Annotated in this window: 14 protein-coding genes; 13 read left to right on the top strand and 1 reads right to left on the bottom strand. The window is 71.1% G+C overall.

Annotated features, from left to right (window positions below; genetic code table 11):
- Nucleotides 1-61 precede the first annotated feature (61 nt).
- From ACIBIW_RS16875 to metG, 12 genes are all read left to right on the top strand, one after another.
- Nucleotides 62-2,245 (top strand): radical SAM protein, encoded by a 2,184-nt coding sequence (locus ACIBIW_RS16875; RefSeq protein WP_399336676.1) that lies wholly within the window; start codon nucleotides 62-64, stop codon nucleotides 2,243-2,245.
- Nucleotides 2,246-2,256: 11 nt separating this feature from the next.
- Nucleotides 2,257-3,906, top strand: a complete 1,650-nt coding sequence (locus ACIBIW_RS16870; protein WP_399336673.1) for a B12-binding domain-containing radical SAM protein — start codon at nucleotides 2,257-2,259, stop codon at nucleotides 3,904-3,906.
- The gene (locus tag ACIBIW_RS16865) at nucleotides 3,903-4,517 is read left to right on the top strand and encodes a hypothetical protein (RefSeq protein ID WP_399336671.1); all 615 of its coding nucleotides are present in this window, start codon (nucleotides 3,903-3,905) and stop codon (nucleotides 4,515-4,517) included. Before ACIBIW_RS16870 ends, ACIBIW_RS16865 begins: the two co-directional genes overlap by 4 nt.
- Nucleotides 4,517-5,506 carry an aldo/keto reductase gene (locus ACIBIW_RS16860; protein ID WP_399336669.1) on the top strand — a complete coding sequence of 330 codons (990 nt, stop codon included), beginning with the start codon at nucleotides 4,517-4,519 and terminating at the stop codon, nucleotides 5,504-5,506. The genes ACIBIW_RS16865 and ACIBIW_RS16860 overlap by 1 nt, the downstream gene beginning before the upstream one ends.
- Before the next feature lie 45 nt (nucleotides 5,507-5,551).
- Nucleotides 5,552-6,520: a phytanoyl-CoA dioxygenase family protein gene (locus ACIBIW_RS16855; RefSeq protein WP_399336667.1), complete on the top strand. Its 969-nt coding sequence runs from the start codon at nucleotides 5,552-5,554 to the stop codon at nucleotides 6,518-6,520.
- A gap of 128 nt (nucleotides 6,521-6,648) precedes the next feature.
- The gene (locus ACIBIW_RS16850) at nucleotides 6,649-7,602 is read left to right on the top strand and encodes an ATP-binding cassette domain-containing protein (RefSeq protein ID WP_399336665.1); all 954 of its coding nucleotides are present in this window, start codon (nucleotides 6,649-6,651) and stop codon (nucleotides 7,600-7,602) included.
- A complete protein-coding gene (locus ACIBIW_RS16845; RefSeq protein ID WP_399336663.1) occupies nucleotides 7,599-8,384 on the top strand; it encodes an ABC transporter permease in 786 nt (261 codons plus the stop codon). The genes ACIBIW_RS16850 and ACIBIW_RS16845 overlap by 4 nt, the downstream gene beginning before the upstream one ends.
- 13 nt (nucleotides 8,385-8,397) lie before the next feature.
- A complete protein-coding gene (locus ACIBIW_RS16840; RefSeq protein WP_399336661.1) occupies nucleotides 8,398-9,201 on the top strand; it encodes an ABC transporter permease in 804 nt (267 codons plus the stop codon).
- A gap of 99 nt (nucleotides 9,202-9,300) precedes the next feature.
- Nucleotides 9,301-10,116, top strand: coding sequence for a phytanoyl-CoA dioxygenase family protein (locus ACIBIW_RS16835; RefSeq protein ID WP_399336659.1), 816 nt, complete (start codon nucleotides 9,301-9,303; stop codon nucleotides 10,114-10,116).
- On the top strand, nucleotides 10,113-11,300 hold the full coding sequence (locus ACIBIW_RS16830) for a GNAT family N-acetyltransferase (RefSeq protein WP_399336657.1): 1,188 nt from the start codon (nucleotides 10,113-10,115) through the stop codon (nucleotides 11,298-11,300). Before ACIBIW_RS16835 ends, ACIBIW_RS16830 begins: the two co-directional genes overlap by 4 nt.
- A gap of 55 nt (nucleotides 11,301-11,355) precedes the next feature.
- A complete protein-coding gene (locus ACIBIW_RS16825) occupies nucleotides 11,356-12,624 on the top strand; it encodes an ATP-grasp domain-containing protein (RefSeq protein WP_399336655.1) in 1,269 nt (422 codons plus the stop codon).
- 55 nt (nucleotides 12,625-12,679) lie between these two features.
- Entirely contained in the window at nucleotides 12,680-14,296 is a 1,617-nt protein-coding gene (metG, locus tag ACIBIW_RS16820) for a methionine--tRNA ligase (RefSeq protein WP_399336653.1), read from the top strand.
- 78 nt (nucleotides 14,297-14,374) lie between these two features.
- Here the strand turns inward: metG and ACIBIW_RS16815 are convergent, their stop codons facing one another.
- Nucleotides 14,375-15,082 carry a FadR/GntR family transcriptional regulator gene (locus ACIBIW_RS16815; protein ID WP_399336651.1) on the bottom strand — a complete coding sequence of 236 codons (708 nt, stop codon included), beginning with the start codon at nucleotides 15,080-15,082 and terminating at the stop codon, nucleotides 14,375-14,377.
- Between the two features lie 442 nt (nucleotides 15,083-15,524).
- Here ACIBIW_RS16815 and ACIBIW_RS16810 point away from each other — a divergent pair, with 442 nt between their 5' ends.
- The gene (locus ACIBIW_RS16810) at nucleotides 15,525-19,100 is read left to right on the top strand and encodes a glycoside hydrolase family 3 C-terminal domain-containing protein (RefSeq protein WP_399336649.1); all 3,576 of its coding nucleotides are present in this window, start codon (nucleotides 15,525-15,527) and stop codon (nucleotides 19,098-19,100) included.
- The last annotated feature ends 125 nt before the right edge of the window (nucleotides 19,101-19,225 follow it).

Here is a 19,225-nt window from a genome sequence, read left to right as displayed (position 1 = left end):
CACCACGCGTGGCTCCGCGGAGGCGGCCCCCACCCGCCGCCGAAGAGGAGAACCGACGCCCGTGGCACTCGTGACAACAGATCCGCAGGTCGGGCTGCCCAGGGCCCGAGCGGCATTCCACCGGTACATCGGATCGGTCCTCGGCCTGACCCTGTGCGGAGCGACGCTCCAGGACCACAGGGGCGAGGCCCTGCACCCGACCGCCTACCGGCTGCGCTGCCGCGACCCGCACTCGGCATCCGACCACGGCCTCGGCGAGAGCATGCCGCTGACCACGCTCCAGCGCGTGCCGGACGACCCGGTCGGCGAGACCCTGACGGCGCTCCTCGACCTCACCATCCCCGAGAACGCCAAGGTCCCCCTCTTCTCCGCCGACTGGACCACGGGCGACGGCGCCGCCGCCGGCTCCTGGGAGCACACCCCCGACACCTCGGGCGACTTCACCTTCTCCTACCCCCTGCCCCCCACCGACCAGCGGCCGGACCCGCACACCTACCTGGTGTCGCTGCTCGACATCGTCCTCGACGAGGCCGACCTCCTCACGGCCGAAGGCACCGTCGTCAACGCGTCGGGCATCCTCACCGAATCCGGCCATTTCCCGCTGGCGGTACGGCCCCTGGCCCGGCCCCACCCCCTCGCGGAGCGCATCGAGAACGCCAGGGCCACCATCAGAAGGCAACCGCTGTTCTCGGTGTCCCAGACCGAGCCCACCATCCCGGTCCTCGCCCGCCACTGGTCACTCCTCGCCCCGCTCCTGCGCCTCAGCAAGAACGGCGAGCCCACCCGCCCCGAGGGCTTCCGGCTGCGGCGCACCTCGGACTGGGTGGTGCCCTCGCACGGCCACCCCTCGGAGGTCTACGAGCACCTCGCCCGCGTCTGCAACGTGGCCTGCTCCTTCTGCTACCTCTTCGGCAACCCCGACACCCTGGCCATCGCGCGGGCCAAGAAGAGCATCGCCCGCGACGAACTCGACACCCGCATGGCCTACTACCGGCCGGGACAGCGCAGGGCCCTGTTCTCCGCGCAGTGGGAGCTGAACGAGTTCCTGGTCGACCCCCGGCTGCCCGAGGTGATGCGGACACTGCGGCAGACGACGGACCGCCCGTTCTTCTTCACGACCAACGGCAACCCCCTGACGCCCCGCATCGTCGAGCAGCTCGCCCAGGTCAAACCGGTCCACTTCGTGGTGTCCACCAACACGGTCGACGAGCCGCTGCGCCAGGAGGTCATGAAGGAGCGCCCCGGCCGCACCTGGACCGCCCTCCACTGCCTCCAGGAACTGCGCAAACACGAGATCCCGTTCGGCGTCAGCCTCGTCGCCACCCCCGACTTCCCGCTCGCCGACCTCACCCGCACCATCGAGACCGTCTCGGAACTCGACCCCAACTTCATCCGGGTCAACGAGCCAGGCTTCACCCGCGACCACCCGTCCCCCATGGACTTCGACACCGACGTCCTCTGGGGCAGCGTCATCGAGTGGGCCCAGTCCATGCGCGACAGGACCCATGTCCCCGTCATCGCGATCCCCAGCGCCTACGAGGAGAACTTCTTCTACGACGACCCGCTCGCCGCCCGCGTCATCGGCACCGTCCCCGGCTCGCCCGCCGCCTCCTGCGGACTGCGGCCCGGCGACGTCATCCGCGCCGTCGGCTATCTGCGCCCCACCACCAGGTCGGAGGTGGTCAGCGCCCTGATGCTGATGAAAGGCAAGGTCACACTGCGCGTGCAGCGCTCGGGACAACGGCTCGACCTCACACTCGACACCGGCCTGCCGCCCCGCTATCCGTACACGGGCCCCTACATCGGCAAGTACCTCGTGCCGCACGGCGTGGTGACCGCCCCCTCCCTCAGCAGCGGCGACGCCCGCGGCATCGCGCGCCAGATCGAGGAGGCCGGAGCCCGGCAGAGCTGGCTCGTGACCTCCTCCCTCATGCTCCCGGCCGCCCGCGCCTTCATCGAACGCTCCGTCACCGACCACGCCGACGGCATCGACTTCGTCGTCGCCACCAACGACTACCTCGGCGGCAACATCCGGGTCATGGACATGTGCACCGTGGGCGACATCCACGCGGCGCTCGTACGCCACCAGCACAGGACCGGCCGCACCCCCGACCTGATCCTGGTGCCCGCCACCGGCTTCAACGCACACGGCCGCGACCTCGTGGGCCGCCACTGGGGCGACCTCGAACGCGCCTGGAAACTCCCCGTACGCCTGCTCGGCCACACCACCCAGTTCGTCTTCTGAAAGGGGCCGCCATGAGCAAGACCGTTCTCGTACGGCCGCCGGTCGACGTCCTGCACAAGTTCAGCAAACCCGTGGAGTGCCTCGGCATCGCCTACTGCGCGGGCGCGCTGCGCCACCACGGCCTGGACGTCACCCTGCTCGACGGCATGCTCCACGACTGGAGCGAGGAGGAGACCGTACGCCGCATCCTCGACGAGCGCCCCGACGTCGTCGGCTTCACGGTCATCCTCAACCACTTCCCCGAGCGGACCGCCCGCGTCTGCGGCCTCCTGCGCGAGGCCGGGTACAGCGGGCACATCGTCATCGGCGGCCACGCCGTCTCCTTCATCCCGCGCCGCGTCCTCGACGCCAACCCGGCCGTGGACGCCGTCGTCTCGGGCGAGGGCGAAGGCCCCCTCGTCGGCTACGCGCAAGCGGTCCGCGACGGCGCCGACCCCCGCACCGTGCCGGGCGTCCACGCCCGCTGGGACGGCGAGATCCGCTGGAGACCCGCCCCCCGCGTGCACAACCTGGACACCCTCGCACCACCGGCCCGCGACCTGACCCGCGAGATCATCGACCTCGACGGACTCGTCTGCGTCTCCACCAGCAGGGGCTGCTACGCCCGCTGCACCTTCTGTAGCATCCCCCGCTTCTACGGCCTAGAACGCGACCGCCCGCTCGCCAACGGCGGATGGCTCGCCCGGTCGGTCGCCCACACCGTCGCCGAGATGGCGGACCTCCACGAGCGCTTCGGACTCGTCGAACTCCTCATCGTCGACGACGAGTTCTTCGGCGGCACCGAGGCAGGACACGAACGCGCCCACATGGTCGGCCAGGAGCTGGAGGAGCTGGACCTGCCTGTCGGGTTCGCCATGTCGTGCCGCGCGGAGAACGTCGACGAGCGCGTCCTCACCGCCCTGGCACGCGGCGGTCTGCGGCACGTCTTCGTCGGCCTCGAAACCGGCGACGACGAGACACTGCGGCTGTACGGCAAGGGACAGTCGGTCCGGCAGAATCTGGAGGCGGTCCGGGTCATCAAGTCCCTCGGGCTGTCGTTCCAGCCGGGCTTCATGATGTTCAACCACCGCACCACCCTGCCCGAACTGCGCGCCAACTTCGACTTCCTGCGCAGCATCGACGAGTTGAAGCCCGTCACCGTGAACAGCGCGGTCGACCCTCACTTCGGCACCCCGCTCAACCGCGTCATCGAACACGACGGCGCGCTGCGCGACCACGGCGCCACCATGTCGTCCCGCTACCTCGACCCCAGGACGGCCGTCGCCAAGCGCGTCGCCGAGCTGACGGCCGCCAGGTTCGCCCCCTTCCAGGAGGTCATCGCGGGGCTCCAGTCCTCCGTCACCTACGAGTGGCGGCGCAGCGTCCCCGGCCGCAGCCCCGGCGTCACCCGCTCCATCGACCGGTTCGAGACACTCTGCAACGAGGCGTTCGTACGCGTCGTCGAGCAGACCGTCGACGAACTGTCCGGCACCGACGCCCCCACCGCGGCGGAAGCGCTCGCCGACGCCGGCCGCAGGCTCGACGAGGCCCAGTCCCGGATGGCGTTGGCCAGGGCACTGCTGCTGACCGGGGTGGCCAGGGCGGAGGGGACCGCCCGCTACTACACGCAGAACGACATCATCGCGATGCGCCGGGAAGGGCGCCAGGAGGCGACGGTATGAACGTGCTCGCGACGCTCTTGGACGGCATCGACCCCGGGCGGCCGCTGTTGCCGCAGATGGCGGCCGCCCTGCGGGAGGACACCGACTGGCGCACGGCCGTCACCGAGCACACCGCCGCCCTCGGCGACCGGGAACTGGCCGCGCTGGCGCGGCACGACGGCGAGACACCCGACGTCGACCCGCGCGTCCTGACCGTCGCCGAACGCGACGGCGTGGGACTCCTCCGGGTCAACCTCTTCAGCAGACACCGCTTCGACGCGCTCTGGCGCGCGGGCACCCTCAGCCCGCACTACCACCGCCGCTCCTTCGCCACCCGCCTCGTCCAGGGCTCGTACCACCATCTCCGGTTCGAGAACGCCGGAGGCCAGGACACCCCCCGGCTCACCTGTGTCTCCCGGGAGGTGCTGCGGGCCCCCGGGGGGTACGGCATCGAGTGGCAGGAGTACCACTTCGTCATGTTCCCCGCCGACGGCACGGTGACCGTCAACGCCCATCTGCCACCGGCCGTGCCCGCCAAGGTGACCGCACCGCCGCCCTCGCCGGCGAGCCTGGCCCGGCTGCGGGACGACATCCTGGGCGCGCTCGCCGCCGAGCACGCGCCCGCGGCCTGATGCCCGCCAGGACGGCGCCGGACAGCCTGGTCCTCGGCACCTGGGGCCTCGCGGGCCGCGGCGGCCTCCCCCTCGACCGCTCGTACGGGGAGGTCACCGAGGACGCCGCGCTGGAGACGATGGACCTGGCCTGGGCGGCGGGCCTCAGACACCTCGACACCGCGCCCGGCTACGGCGCGGGGGAGGGGCTGCGCAGGGTCGGCCGCTGGCAGGCCGACCGCGGACGGACCTGGCATGTCGCGGCCAAGCCCGGCCGCCCGCTCACCGCGCGGGGCCCGGCGAGCGATCTCAGCCCGCCCGGGCTCCTGCGCGAGATCGCCCACACCGCCGCCCTCACCGGGCCCCCGGCACACATCCTGGTGAAGGACCCGCCCCCGCGCTCCTACACCGACGGCGGCCTGGCCGGGGCGCTGCACGCCCTGGACGGCCGCTTCCCCGGCGCGCGGGTCGGGGTGGCGGGCCATCTCCCCGAAGCCCTGGCCGAGTTCGCCGAACGCCCCGAAGGGGCCGCGCCGCCGCGCGGCCGTATCGCGCAGATCGAACTGAACGCGGTGAACCACCGCGTCGCCCGCCCGGCCGCCGACCGGCTCGCCGCGCGGGGCTGGGAGGTCTGGGCGATGCAGCCGCTCGCCTATGGCTTCCTGGCACGCGCCGACCCCCCACCCGCATCCGGCAGGGACTGGCGCTCCACCCTCCCCCCGGAGGCCAGGCGCGCCCTGCGCGCCGCCGCGCGCTCCTTCGCGCGGGGCGTGGGCGCCGACCGCGCACCGACGGGCTGGACACGGGGCCCGGTCCCGCAGGCGTCCTGGGCGATCGCGTTCTGCCTCGGCATCCCCTCCGTCACCCGCACCGTCATCGGCCCCAAGAACGCGGCCCAACTGCGCGACGCACTCCTCGCCCTCGAACTCCTCTCCCATCCGGACGCGGTGGAGAGAACGCACGCCTGGGCGACAGGAACACCGAGAGAAGCGGCCGACACGGCCCGTTGAGAATCCCCCCGCAAACCCATTCGAGACAGCCGAGGAGTGCCGCCCGTGCACGCATACCGGCAAAGCTGGGAAAAGGACGGCTTCTTCCTCGTCCCCGAACTCCTGAACGAGACGGATCTGAAAGAAGCCCTGGCGGAACTCGCCCAGTTGTACCCCTCGGGCCCCGAATACGCCGCACGCAAACACCACACCCACGCCGGGGCGACGACCGATTCGCCGCAGACCCCCCGCACGAAGAACAAGCTCTTCATGCAGAACCCCGAACAGTTCGCGGGCCAGATCGACTTCCCCTGGACGGGACACGCACTCGACCGGCTCACCGTCCACCCCCGTATCACCGATATCGCCGCCGACCTCCTCGACACCACGGACCTCCGCCTCTACCAGGCCCAACTGTGGGCGAAATACACGGGCGCGACGGACTACGAGCAACCCCTCCACCTCGACTACTCCTCGCACACCCTGCTCGTCCCCAAGAAGCGTGCACGGCCGCAGCAGGTCGAGATGTTCCTCTATCTGACGGATGTCACCGAGGGCTGCGCGCCGACCCGGCTCGTGTCACGCAGCCTCACCCGGGACATGTCACCCGTGCCCTACCACGTCTGGCGCGGCACCCACCCCGAGCTGTACGGGGCCGAGGTGTCGCTCCCCGGGCCCGCGGGCAGCCTGCTCGTCTACGCGCCGGACATCTGGCACCGCGCCGTCGACATGACGGAGCCCGAGGGCGCCAGGATCTGGATGAACCTCGCCTACCGCACGGCCGGCACCGACTGGCTCGGCCTCCAGAGCTTCCCGCGCATCGCCATGGTGCCCGCCTGGGGGCGTTTCGTCGCCGCCCGCACACCGCGCGAACTCGCGCTCTTCGGCTTTCCCCCACCCGGCCACGACGCCTATGACGAGGACGTCCTGGAGGGAATGGAGCGCCGGTACCCCGGCCTCGACACCACCCCCTGGCGCGCCGCCCTCACCTCCCGTAATCCATCGAATTCCGCATCCGCACATGTCCTTCCTTGATCGGGGCAGGATGCCGTCCCTAAGGTCGAAACATGCCAGCAATCGAGGCAGTTGACCTCTGGAGAACATATGTCTCACGGACGGGTTGGCTGCGTCGCCGTCGCGATGACATCGACGCCGTGCGAGGAGTGTCCCTTGATATCGAACACGGCGAGCTTTTCGGACTGCTCGGGCCCAACGGGGCGGGCAAGACGAGCATCATCAAAATGCTCAACACCCTGCTCCTGCCCACCTCGGGAACGGCGCGCGTACTCGGATACGACGTGATCCGCGAACCCGTCCAGATCCGCCGCAGAATCGGCTACGTATTCGGTGGCGACCGGGGCCTCTACGACCGGCTCTCCGCCCTGGACAATCTGCGCTACTTCGCCGAGATCTACCATGTCGAACCCCGCGAACAGCGCGCCCGTATCGCCGAACTCCTGGAACTCGTCGGCCTTGCGGGAAGGGAGCGGGAACGCGTGGAGGGCTACTCGCGCGGCATGCGGCAGCGGCTGCACATCGCCCGCGGCCTGCTCCACCGCCCCGCCGTGCTGTTCCTCGACGAGCCCTCCATCGGCGTGGACCCCGTCGCCGCGCGCGACCTGCGGCGCACCATCCGCACCCTCAGGGAGACCGGCACCACCGTGCTGCTCACCACCCACTACATGGCCGAGGCCGACGAGATGTGCGACCGCATCGCCGTGGTGGCACGCGGCAGCGTCCAGGCGCTCGGGGCACCCGCCGAACTGAAGTCCCGCGTCCTGGACCAGGACGTGCTGGAGGTCGAGGCGTACGGGGCGGGGGAGGAGGACGTGGCACGCGTCCGCAGGCTGCCCGGGGTGCGCGCGGTGCAGGTCGAGGAGCGCGGCGTGGCCCAGACCGTCGTCGTGCAGAGCGACCGCGGCACCGACCGGCACGGCGCCGTCCTGGCGGCGCTCGGCCGGGTTCGTATCGGACGCGTCAGCAGCCGCGAACCCAGCCTGGAGGACGCCTACGTCGCCATCGTCGAGGGGGCCGCGCAGGCGCCGGGGCCCGCCCGCGACCCGCGCACGCCCCCCGGGGCGCCGGACGCGGCCCCGACGGGACGGGAGCTGACATGAGCACCACCGCCCGCCGACTGCCGCGCCTGCTCGCCGTCGGGACACGCACCCATGTCGCCTACCTGTCGCGCTCGCCCCTCGACATGGCCTTCGCGATCCTGCTGCCGGTCGTCTACGCGACGCTCGCCGCCTATCTCTTCCGGGCCGGAGGCCACCCCGACAGACTCCTGGAGGCCGCCGTGGGCGCGGGGCTCATGGGCATCTGGACCTCGGTGCTCTTCGGCTCCGGCACCGCCGTCCAGAACCAGCGCTGGCTCGGCACCCTGGAGACACTGGTCGCGGCGCCCACCCCGCTGGTGCTCGTGCTGCTGCCGGTCACCGTGGCCACCGCCGTCATCGGCACCTACGCGATGGCGGCCACGGTGCTCTGGGGCGTGCTGCTGTTCTCCGTGCCGCTGGACTTCGCCCACCCGCTGCTGTTCCTCGCCGCCGTGCCGGGATGCGTGCTCGCCATGGGAATGATGGGGCTGCTGCTGGCGAGCACCTTCGTCCTGCTCCGCCATGCGAACGCCCTGACCAACGCGCTGGAGGCGCCGGTCTGGCTGCTGTCCGGCGTCCTGACCCCCACCGGCGCGCTGCCCCACTGGACGGCCCCGCTGTCGGCGGTCCTCCCCACCACCTGGGGCGCGCGTGCGCTGCGCGCGGCGGCCTCCGGCGGTGACGTCCTCGGCCCGCTCGCCGCGGCCGTCGGACTCGGGGCGCTGTACACCGCCGTCGCCGTCGCCGTCCTCGGGCGGGTCGAACGGCGGGCACGTCAGTCGGCCACCCTGGCCCTCAGCTGAAGGAGTCCTGACGGTGCGTGCGTTCACCGCGTCCCTGCGGCTGCTGGTGGTCGGCGGCGGCATCTCCTACCGTGCGCTCTTCGTCGGCACGACGCCCTCGATGTTCGTCGGCACCCTGCTGGTGGGCCCGGTCCTGCAACTGCTGTTCTTCGTCTACCTGGGCCGCCAGCTCCAGGTGGCCGACGACACCTTCTACATCCTCGGCAACGCCGTGCTCGCCGTCTCCAACGCCTGCGTCATCGGCGGCACCATGGCCGTCGCCAACGAGCGGCGCTACGGGACCCTCGGGGTGGTGCTGCTCAGCCCGCGCAGCCGCGCCCTCCTGTGGACCGGGCGCGCGCTGCCCTACACCGCCAACGGCCTCTTCGTCACCGTGTTCGTACTCGCCTGTGGCGCGCTGCTGCTGGGGCTGCGTATTCCACCGGGCGCGGTCCCCGGGCTGCTGCTCGCCCTCCTCGCCGCCGCCCTGTCCGGCTCCGCGTTCGGCCTCGCGCTGGGCGCGCTCGGACTGCGCTTCCGCGACGTGTTCGTCGTGTCGAACGTGGCGGGCGCGCTGCTCCTGCTGCTCACCGGCGCCAACGTGCCGCCCGGCACCCTCCCCGGGTGGCTGGCGGCGGTGGGCCGGTTCCTGCCCCTCACCCACGCCGCCCGGGCGGCACGCGCCTTCGTCACGGACACCGGCGCGGGCGTGCGCGAAGGGCTGCGGCAGAGCGCCACCGAGTACGCCGTCGGCCTCGGCTACCTCCTGGCCGCCGTACTGCTGCTGCGCTGCTTCGAACACGGAAGCCGCGCCCGAGCCACCCTGGACACCCTGTGACAGAAGCCGAAAACACCACAGAGACAAAGAAATCGATGAGCGCAGCAAGAAAACGCAGCAAGAAAACGGCAGCAACAAAATGAACGAGAAGGTGATCGAATGATTGTCGGCGACATGCTCTCCGGCCGTGTCGGCCTGTCCGCGCTCACCGTGGACCGCGACAGCCAGGCCCTGGCCCAGGAAGTCACCAAGCGAGTCGAGGAGTTCGGGGCGGCCCTGGTGCCCGGCTGGCTGACCGGGAACGACCTCGGCGACCTGCAAGGCGAGTTCGAGGCCGCCTTCGCCGCGGCCAAGGGCACGGAACTGGCGCCGCTCACCCCCGAGGGCAAGGACATCTCGCACCGCTACGGGCGGACCAGGACCGGCCTGCACCTGAAGTTCAACCACGGCGACGAGCTGAAGAACGCCATGCCCCGCAGCCACGAGGTCTTCACCCAGGAGTGGATGGCCGCGGCCGCCGCCTCCTATCTGGGCCTGCCCTGCACCCTCAACCGGCACCTCATCCTGACCGACGACTTCACCCCGGACGAGGAGATCACCTGGTACCACTTCGACGAGGTCGGATCGCTCAAGTTCCTGCTCTACCTGGACGATGTGGATCGCGACAACGGTCCCTTCCAGGCGGTACCGGGCACCACCCGGGCCACCAGCCGCCTCAGGGAGAGCGAGTGGATCAAGCACGACGACTTCCGCAAGATCCGCATCGACGTCTTCAACCAGTACTCGGAGGAGCTTTTCCACACGCTCTACGGCCAGTACAAGTCCTTCCTGCTCTCCCGCGCCCTCACCTTCCAGGCACCCGCGGGATCGCTGCTCGTCTTCGACACCGACACCATCCACCGCGCGGGACCGCTCGCCGAGGGCAGGCGGCGCCGGGTGATCCGCGGCAGCTCCTACCGGGGCTACTGGCCGTGATCCGCGGCCACCACGCCGCCACGGCGGCCGACCCGAAGGGCCTCCACAGGTCCGGTTCGATCGCCGGCCTCGCGCCCCTCTGGTCCGCCGCCACCCGGGGCGCCCCGACCCTGTGCGCCACGCCGCGGTGGCTGGAGTGCAACGAGCCCCCAAACGCCGGAGGACTCCACTACGCCGTCACCGCCGACACCCGCGGCGCACTGGCCGTACGCCGGATCGACGCGGGAGGCTTCCCGGCCAACGACCCCCTCGCCCCCTTCACCGCCGACACCCCCCTGGAACCCGCCGACCGGCAGCGGGCGAAGGCGCTCGCGGCCGCACTGCGGCCGTACCTCCCGGCGCTGACACCCACGGCGGCCGCGCTGCTCCCCGGCGCCTACGCACCGGGCGTCCTCGCCCCGGAGGAACCGCCCGTCATCGCGGCCCTGCTCGACGAACTGGAGGCGACCGCGGAGCGCTGGCGCTGCCCCACGAGCGCCGTCATGCACGTCCCCGACACCGCACACGCGCTGCGCACGGCGCTCGCCGCGCGCGGATACGCGGGCGCGACCACCCTCGCGCAGACCGTGCTCCCCCTGCCCGGCGGCACGTTCGACGACTACCTCGCAGGGCTGACCAGCAAGCGGCGGCGCAACGTACGGCGGGAGGCGCGCGCCTTCGCCGCGAGCGGCATGACGGTACGGCGCGCCGGCATCGACGAGTTCACAAGCGAGCACGCCGAACTGCACGTCAGGCAGTTGCGCCGCTACGGGCACGACGCCACCGCCGCGCAGATGGTCGACATCGTCCGCCGCAGCGCCCGCTTCTTCGGCGACTGGGCGGTGTTCCTCGTCGCCGAGCGCGCGGGGCGACCTGAGGGCTTCAGCCTCAGCTACGCGCACAGCGGCGAACTCCACCCCAAGATGTCGGGGTTCTCCCCCTACGCGGACCGCCACTTCGCCTACTTCGCCCTCGTCTACTACGAGCCGGTCGCCGCCGCCCAGGAGCTGGGCCTGCGCCGGTTGGTGCTCGGCCCCGGCACCTACGACGCCAAGTCCCACCGCGGCTGCCGCATCGAGCCGCGTACCAGCTACGTCCGGGTGACCCACCGCGCCGCCGCGCCGCTGGTCGCGGATCTTGCGGCGCTCGCCGACCGGGGCGGCAGGGCCGCACTGCGCCGCGCCGCCGCCCCTGACACCCCCTGACCCCACCACCTCTCACCCCACCACCCCTCGACCCCCGCGGAAAGCGAGCCACCCCATGCCCACCCCACGGCGCACGATCGTCCTCGTCGGATTCTCCGGCGACTGGACCCTCTTCCTCGGACGGCTGAACCCCGAAGAAATCGTCGTCTTCGTGGAGGAGCCCGATGTCGTACGCAAGCGCGGGGTACGCGACAAGCTGGCCGCGCTCGACTGCCCCTGGCGACTGATCGAGTGGCCGCACCGCGACCCCGGCGCCGCGGACGCCTTCGCGGCGGCCTTCGGTGATCTGCGCGCCGCCGCGGTGGTCCCGGCGCTGGAGTACGCGGTGCCGTTCGCCGCCCGGCTCGCCGAGCGCTACGGCCTGCCCGGGGCGAGCCTGGGAGCGGCGCTCGTCCTGCGCGACAAGGCCGTACTGCGCCGGGTCGCCGCCGCGGCCGGTATCGCCAACCCCGTCTCGCGCGAGGTCGGCTCCCTCGACGCCGTCAGGGGCTTCGCCGCGGAACACGGGCTTCCGGCCATCCTCAAACCGGCCGACCTCCAGGCATCTCTCGGCACCTACGTCCTCACCTCGGAGGCGGACATCCCCCTCGCCTGGGAACAGGCCCAGGACCAGTCGGACGGCGACGCCTTCAACCCCGACCGGCTGCCCCCCTCCCGGCTGCTGATGGAGACCTTCGTCAGGGGAGCGGAGTTCAGCGTGGAACTGCTGGTCGCCGAGGGCGAGTGCCTGTTCGGGAACGTCACGGGAAAACAGCTCTACAAAGGCCCCCACCCCGTCGAGTCCGGACACACCGTCCCCGCCGACGTCCGCGGCGACACCGGCGCCAGGCTGCTGCTCGACACCCGGCGCCTCGTCGACGCGACCGGTTTCCGCACCGGCTTCGTCCACGCCGAGTGGATCGTCCCGGACGGCGTCCCGCACCTGGTGGAGGCGGCAGGACGCCTCCCCGGCGACATGATCATGCCGTTGATCAACCACGCCTACGGCACCGACCTCGTCGCCGCCTTCCTCGACGTCATGCGGGGCGCCCCCGTCTCGGTCCCGCTGCCGAACCGGGCCGCCACCCGCACCGCCGTGCGGTTCGTCACCGCGGACGAGGGCGTCGTCGAGGCCGTCGCCGGAGTGGAGGAGGCCCGCGCCGTCGACCACGTACTGGAGGCCCTCGTCTTCGCCGACCCGGGAGACGAGGTGCGCGAGCTGCGCAGCTCCTTCGACCGTGTGGGCTTCGTCACCGCGGCCGCCCCCACCACCGGCGCGGCGGTGGACGCGGCACGGGCCGCGACCGACCGCATCACGGTCAAGACCGTACCGGCGCGCCCCTGACGCCCCGGGCAATTCTGCGGAGCGCGGACACGGCGGCGCGGCTAGGCTTGCCGCCATGAAGCTCAATGGACCCGAGTCTGCTGGGACGAAGGCGTTCTACGTCAGCACCCCCATCTACTACGTCAACGACGCCCCCCACCTCGGTCACGCCTATACGACCGTGGCGGGGGACGTCCTCACCCGCTGGCACCGGCAGCGCGGCGAGGCGACGTGGTATCTCACCGGCACCGACGAGCACGGTCAGAAGATCATGCGCACCGCGGAGGCCAACGGCGTCTCCCCGCAGGAGTGGTGCGACCGGCTCGTCGACGGGTCCTGGAAGCCCCTCTGGGAACATCTGGAGATCGCGAACGACGACTTCATCCGCACCACGGAGCAGCGCCACACGGACCGGGTGCAGGAGTTCGTGCAGGCGCTGCACGACAAGGGCGAGATCTACAAGGGCGGCTACGAGGGCCCGTACTGCGTGGGCTGCGAGGAGTACAAGCTCCCCGGGGACCTCCTCGACGGCGAGGGCCCCTACGCGGGGCAGAAGGTCTGCGCGATCCACAAGCGGCCGGTGGAGATCCTCAAGGAGGAGAACTACTTCTTCAAGCTGAGCGAGTACGGCGACAAGCTGCTCGCCCACTACGAGGCCAACCCCGGCTTCATCCAGCCCGAGTCGGCGCGCAACGAGGTCGTGAACTTCGTCCGCCAGGGCCTCCAGGACCTGTCGATCTCCCGCTCGACCTTCGACTGGGGAATCCCCATCCCCTGGGACGACAAGCACATCATCTATGTGTGGGTCGACGCGCTGCTGAACTACGCGACGGCGGTCGGCTACAACGAGAATCCGGAGAAGTTCGAGTCGACCTTCCCCGCCGACGTCCACCTGGTCGGCAAGGACATCCTGCGGTTCCACGCGATCATCTGGCCCGCGATGCTGATGGCCAACGGGCTGCCGCTGCCTGGCAGGGTCGTCGCCAACGGCTGGCTGATGGTCGGCGGCGAGAAGATGAGCAAGTCGAACCTGACGGGCATCAAGCCCCAGGACCTGACGTCGCACTTCGGTGTGGACGCCTACCGCTGGTACTTCCTGCGCGCCATCGCCTTCGGCCAGGACGGCTCGTTCTCCTGGGAGGACCTCTCCGCCCGCTACACCAGCGAACTCGCCAATGACTATGGCAACCTGGCATCCCGGGTCGCCGCCATGGTCGCCAAGTACTTCGGCGGCTCGCTGCCCGAGGCGACCGCCGTCGGCGACGCGGAGCGCGCCGTCCAGGAGGGCCTGGCCACGGCGGTCGCCGAGGCCGACCGGAGGATCGGTGACGAGCTGGACTTCCAGGGCGGCATCCAGGCGGTCTTCGACTTCATCAAGCAGGTCAACGGCTACCTCACCGAGCAGGCCCCGTGGTCGGTGGCCAAGGACACCTCGGACGAGGGCAGGGCGCGTCTCGCGACGATCCTGTACACCGCCGCCGAGTCGCTGCGTGCGGTCGCGGTGCTGCTGAACCCGGTCATGCCGGACACCTCCCGCAAGCTCTGGGACTCCCTGGGGGCGGAGGCGTCCCTCGGCCCCCTCGCGGACCAGCGGACCGGCGAGGCCGGCACCTGGGGCCAACTGGCCGTCGGCGCCACGGTCACCAAGGGCGCGGCCCTCTTCCCCCGGCTGGAGGAGCCCGCGAAGGCGTGAACCGTCCGTGGGTGTCCGCCGCCGCCTTGCGGCGGACACCCACGCGGGAGCCCTCCGCGCCCCGCGGGGCGGTCCCGGTCAGGCCGCCGAGACCTCCACCAGGGTCTGGTCGACGATCTCCCGGGCGGCCTGCTCGCTGGCCGGGCCGTCGCCCGCGGAGAGCTGGTCGACCAGCGAGCGGTGGCGGCGCACCGAGGCGGGGGTGGACGCCGGGCGGAAGAAGTGCTCCTCGGAGTAGCGGGACGCCAGGGCCGCGGCCACCGTGTGCGACAACTGCCGCAGCACCGTGTTGCCGCAGGCGTCCAACAGCAGTACGTGGAAGCGGATGTCGGCCCGGAAGTAGACCTCCCGGTCGCGGCGGCGGTAGGCGTCCGCCATCGTCTCGCAGCACTCGCCCATCTCCGCGAGCGCAGGCCCGGCCACCGCCCCGGCGGCCAGCCGCGCGGCTATCGGCTCTATCCCGGCGCGCAGTTGCAGCAGCTCACGGCGCTGCTCGACGGCGCCGGGACTGTGCGCCGACCAGTCGATGACCCGTGGGTCGAGCAGGTCCCAGCACTCACGGGGCAGCACCCGGGTGCCCACATGGGGCCGGGCCTGGACGAGCCCCATGGACTCCAGGACCCGTATGCACTCGCGGACCACCGGCCGCGACACCTCGTAGCGCCGCACCAGCTCGTCCGCGTGCAGCACCGTGCCCGGCTCCATGCGTTGCTCCACGATGGCCCGGCCCACACCCTCCACCACCATGCCGTGCAGGCCCTTGCCGTACGACCGGTCATGGTTCACCGGGACGCGGAACGGAGGCTGGGCGCCTGCGCCGAGAGGGCCTTGGGGGTGCATATCGCTTCCTTCGAACAGCGGGCACCCCGGGGTGCCACGTGGCGGGGAGAGGTACGGCAAAGCCGCAGTCCGGACGACCTGACCACTCTAGAGAGTGCCGTGACGTCGTCACAGATGGCCGCGGAACCGCATCGTTGTCTGATGCACGCGTATTGACCGTGCATATAAGTCAGACCTATATACAAGTGTTGAGCGGTACTTTGCTTCGTCTGCATCCCCCCGCGGCCCCCCGCTTCACCGCGCCGTGGCGCACCACTGCACCCATCCGTCCGACGCACGGAAGGTACGCATGGAGAACGAACCGTCCGCACCCGTCCCCCCACCCGCATCCGCACGCCGCGCCCCCGCGCCCCACCAGGCACCGCCCCGGCGGCGCCGCCGCGGGTTCATGGCCACCGTGGCCCTCGGCACCGCGCTCGCCGCCCTCACCCTGACCGCCGGGCGGCCCGCGCTGAACGGCGCCCCCACCACGCCCACCGCGGCGAGCGCCCACACCGCCTCCTACGACAAGTCCAAGCCCTGGATGAACACCGCCCTCCCCCCTGACCGGCGGGCGGACCTCATCGTCGAGAAGATGACCCTGGCGGAGAAGTCCAAGGTGCTGGAGGGCGGCTGGCCGTCCTGGATCGGCATCCCGCAGCCGCAGGGCGCCGACGGCGGCATCGGTATCGACGGCGGTCTCCAGATGCCCGCGCCGATCTCCCTCGCCGCCACCTTCGACACCGGGGCCGCCCAGAAGTTCGGCTCGGTCCTCGGCAAGGAGACCCGCGAGCTGGGCAAGAGCGAGGTGCTCGGCCCCACCATCAACCTCGCCCGCTCACCGCTCGGCGGCCGTACCGCCGAGTCCTTCGGCGAGGACCCGTTCCTGGTCTCCTCCATCGACGTGCCCGAGACCAAGGCCATCCAGGACAACAAGGTCATCGCCGAGGCCAAGCACTTCGCCGCGAACAACGTCGAGACCAACCGCCGCGGCCTAGACGAGCAGATCGACGACCGCACGCTCAACGAGATGTACCTGCCCGCCTTCCGCTCCGTCGTGGAGAAGGGCGGCGCGGCCAGCCTCATGTGCGCGTACAACCAGATCAACGGCGTGCACGCCTGCGACGACGAGGACCTGCTGAGCCGCACCCTGCGCGACCGCTGGGGCTTCGACGGCTATGTCGCCTCCGACCACTCCGCCCATCTGACCACCCAGTCCGTGCGGCACGGGCTCGACTTCGAGGGGCCGCCGTGGATGGAGCTGTTCGGACAGCACCTGATCGACGCGGTCCATGACGGCACCGTCCCCGAGGCCCAGGTGGACCGCGCCGTCCACGACCATCTGGTCGCACTGCTGCGCACCGGCGCCTTCGACAACCCGCCGGACCGGCCGGGCGACGACACCGACGACAAGATCCGCGCGGACATCCCCGCGGTGAAGAACCTGGCCGCCGACTCCGCGGTGCTGCTGAAGAACCAGTCGGGCGTGCTGCCGCTCGACCCGGACAAGACCAAGTCCCTCGCGGTCATCGGCTACGACGCCAACACCACCGCGGCCTCCATCGGCGGCAGCGCGGCCCGCTCCCCGCTGACGAAGGACACCGTCCTCGACGGCATACGCAAGCGGGTGCCCGACACCGACGTCACCTTCGCACCCGGCACCGACGAGACCGCGGAGGCCAGTGCGCTCGGCGGCGACGACGTCGTGCCCTCCTCCGTGCTCACCAGCGACGACGGCCAGCCGGGACTGACCGCGACCTACTTCTACGCCGACGACTTCACCCTCACCGACAACCAGCGCGTCGAGCCCAACGTCCTCCAGTCCGACCAGGACGACTCCGGCGTGCGCACCAAGATGGGGACCGAGCGCCCCCAGATCACCCGCGGCATGGACAAGAGCGTGGAGTGGACCGGCACCCTCACCGCTCCGTCGAGCGGCAGCTACGAGTTCGACCTCTCCAGCTTCAACGACAGCCGCTTCTTCCTGGACGGCAAGCTCGTCGTGGACAACATGGGCAAGCACCTGGACACGCCGAAGGCGGGCCATGTCACCCTCAAGGCGGGGCAGAAGTACCAGGTACGCGTCGACTACTGGCCGGACGGGCTCAACCCGCACGTCGACTCCATCCAGGACGACGCCCAGGTGATCAAGTGGGGCTGGAAGCCGCCCGCCGGGACCGTCGACCCCGCGATCAAGGCCGCCGCCGCGGCGGCGGCCAAGGCCCAGACCGCCCTTGTCGTCGCCCGTGACTACTCAAGCGAGATGCTGGACAAGCGGGACCTGTCCCTGCCCAACTCGCAGAACGAGCTGATCGAACAGGTCGCCAAGGCGAACCCGAACACGATCGTGCTGCTGACCACCGGGTCCGCGGTGACGATGCCCTGGCTGAAGGACGTCAAGGGCGTCATCGAGGGCTGGTGGGGCGGCTCGGCCCAGGGCGCGGCCGCGGCGTCGGTGCTCTTCGGCGACACCAACCCCTCGGGACATCTGCCGCTGACGTTCCCCGTCAAGGACTCCGACATGCCCACCGCCGACCGGGCGCAGTTCCCCGGCAAGGACAGGGTCGCGCAATACTCGGAGAAGCTCGGCGTGGGCTACCGCGGCTACCAGAAGTCCGGCACCGAGCCGCTGTTCGCCTTCGGCTACGGCCAGTCGTACACCTCGTTCTCCTACTCAGGACTCAAGGCGACCCGCACCGTCGACGCCGGGGCCGCAGGGCACGACGGCACGCTCGGCGGCAAGAAGGCGGCCACCGTCTCCCTGAAGGTGACCAACACCGGCAAGCGCACCGGGGCCGCGGTGCCGCAGGTCTACCTCGGCTTCCCCAAAGCGGCGGGCGAACCGCCGCTCCAGCTCAAGGGGTTCAGCAAGGTCACGCTCAAGCCGGGCCAGTCGAAGCGGGTCACCATCCCGATCGGCGAACAGGACCTCGCCGTGTTCGACACCGCCGCGAACCAGTGGAAGGTCGTCCCCGGCGACTACCAGGTCCGGGTCGGCGACTCCAGCGACCACACCCCGCTGCACGCCACCACCACCGTGCGCCACAGCGCGGGCGCCCCGCATGTCGAACCTGCCGCCCACCCCTTCTTCACGGCGGGCAGGACCACCACGGTCCCCGGCACGGTCGTCAACGACGGTGACGGCACGCTGACCTCGGTCACACCGAGACTGACGGTGCCCTCCGGCTGGAAGGCCGAGCTGTCCGAGAAGGCCCCGGCCACCGTCGAGGCGCACGGCAAGGCCGAAGTCGCCTGGAAGGTGACCGCGCCGGACAAGCCCACGTCCGAGGGCGTCAGGCTCTCCGCCGAACTCGGCTACCGGACCGGCGGCAAGCAGGCCACGAGCACCGTGGACACCACCGCGTACGTTCCGTACGGCTCGCTGGCCGACTCGTTCGACAACGTGGGCGTCACCGACGACGGCAAACCCGGCGCAGGCGACCTCGACGGCCGTAAGAACTCGCTGTCCGCCGCCGCCCTTTCGGACGCCGGTATCGAGCCCGGTGGGAAGGTGACCGTGGGACCCACCACGTTCACCTGGCCCAAGGCGGCCCCGGGAAGCAAGGACAACACCGACGCCTACGGCCAGCCGATCCGGGTCGAAGGACAGGGCGGGGCGGTGTCACTGCTCGGCACGGCCACCGCGATGGACCGCAACTCGGGACCCATCACCACCGCCGACCTCCAGATCGTCTACACGGACGGTACGGTCGGCCACCAGCCCGTCAGCCTCAACGACTGGAAGTACACGACCAGTTCACCAGGCCAGCGGACCGCGGCGGTGCTCTCCCACTACCACGGCGGCCTCACCTGCCAGCCGCCCGACGCCGGGACCGCCTGCCACAGCAAGGTGCGCCTCTACACCACCTCGGTGCACGCCGACGCCGGCAAGAAGATCGCCGGTGTGGTGCTCCCGCGGCTCAGCCCGAGCCCCGCGGGAGGCAACGAGACGATGCATGTCTTCGCGGTGGGGGTGAGCAAGTAACCCGCAGGTTTCGACGGGCCGTCAGCGTGCATGCGAGTAACGGAAGTTGGTCGAGTGAAGGAACGGAGTTCACACGGATGTTCCCCGCCTCGCCATCCTCCCGGGTGCTTCAGGGCCTCAGTGAC

Source organism: Streptomyces sp. NPDC050560 (genome assembly GCF_044457285.1).
In the GTDB taxonomy this organism is placed as follows: Bacteria; Actinomycetota; Actinomycetes; order Streptomycetales; family Streptomycetaceae; genus Streptomyces.
This window is presented reverse-complemented; position numbering and strand designations above follow the sequence as displayed.

What these genes read in the sequence shown, in the direction of transcription:
- ACIBIW_RS16870 (WP_399336673.1), top strand. Translation starts at nt 2,257, where the DNA reads ATGAGCAAGACCGTTCTCGTACGGCCGCCGGTCGACGTCCTGCACAAG.
- ACIBIW_RS16865 (WP_399336671.1), top strand. Translation starts at nt 3,903, where the DNA reads ATGAACGTGCTCGCGACGCTCTTGGACGGCATCGACCCCGGGCGGCCG.
- ACIBIW_RS16860 (WP_399336669.1), top strand. Translation starts at nt 4,517, where the DNA reads ATGCCCGCCAGGACGGCGCCGGACAGCCTGGTCCTCGGCACCTGGGGC.
- ACIBIW_RS16845 (WP_399336663.1), top strand. Translation starts at nt 7,599, where the DNA reads ATGAGCACCACCGCCCGCCGACTGCCGCGCCTGCTCGCCGTCGGGACA.
- ACIBIW_RS16835 (WP_399336659.1), top strand. Translation starts at nt 9,301, where the DNA reads ATGATTGTCGGCGACATGCTCTCCGGCCGTGTCGGCCTGTCCGCGCTC.
- ACIBIW_RS16825 (WP_399336655.1), top strand. Translation starts at nt 11,356, where the DNA reads ATGCCCACCCCACGGCGCACGATCGTCCTCGTCGGATTCTCCGGCGAC.
- metG (WP_399336653.1), top strand. Translation starts at nt 12,680, where the DNA reads ATGAAGCTCAATGGACCCGAGTCTGCTGGGACGAAGGCGTTCTACGTC.
- ACIBIW_RS16810 (WP_399336649.1), top strand. Translation starts at nt 15,525, where the DNA reads ATGGCCACCGTGGCCCTCGGCACCGCGCTCGCCGCCCTCACCCTGACC.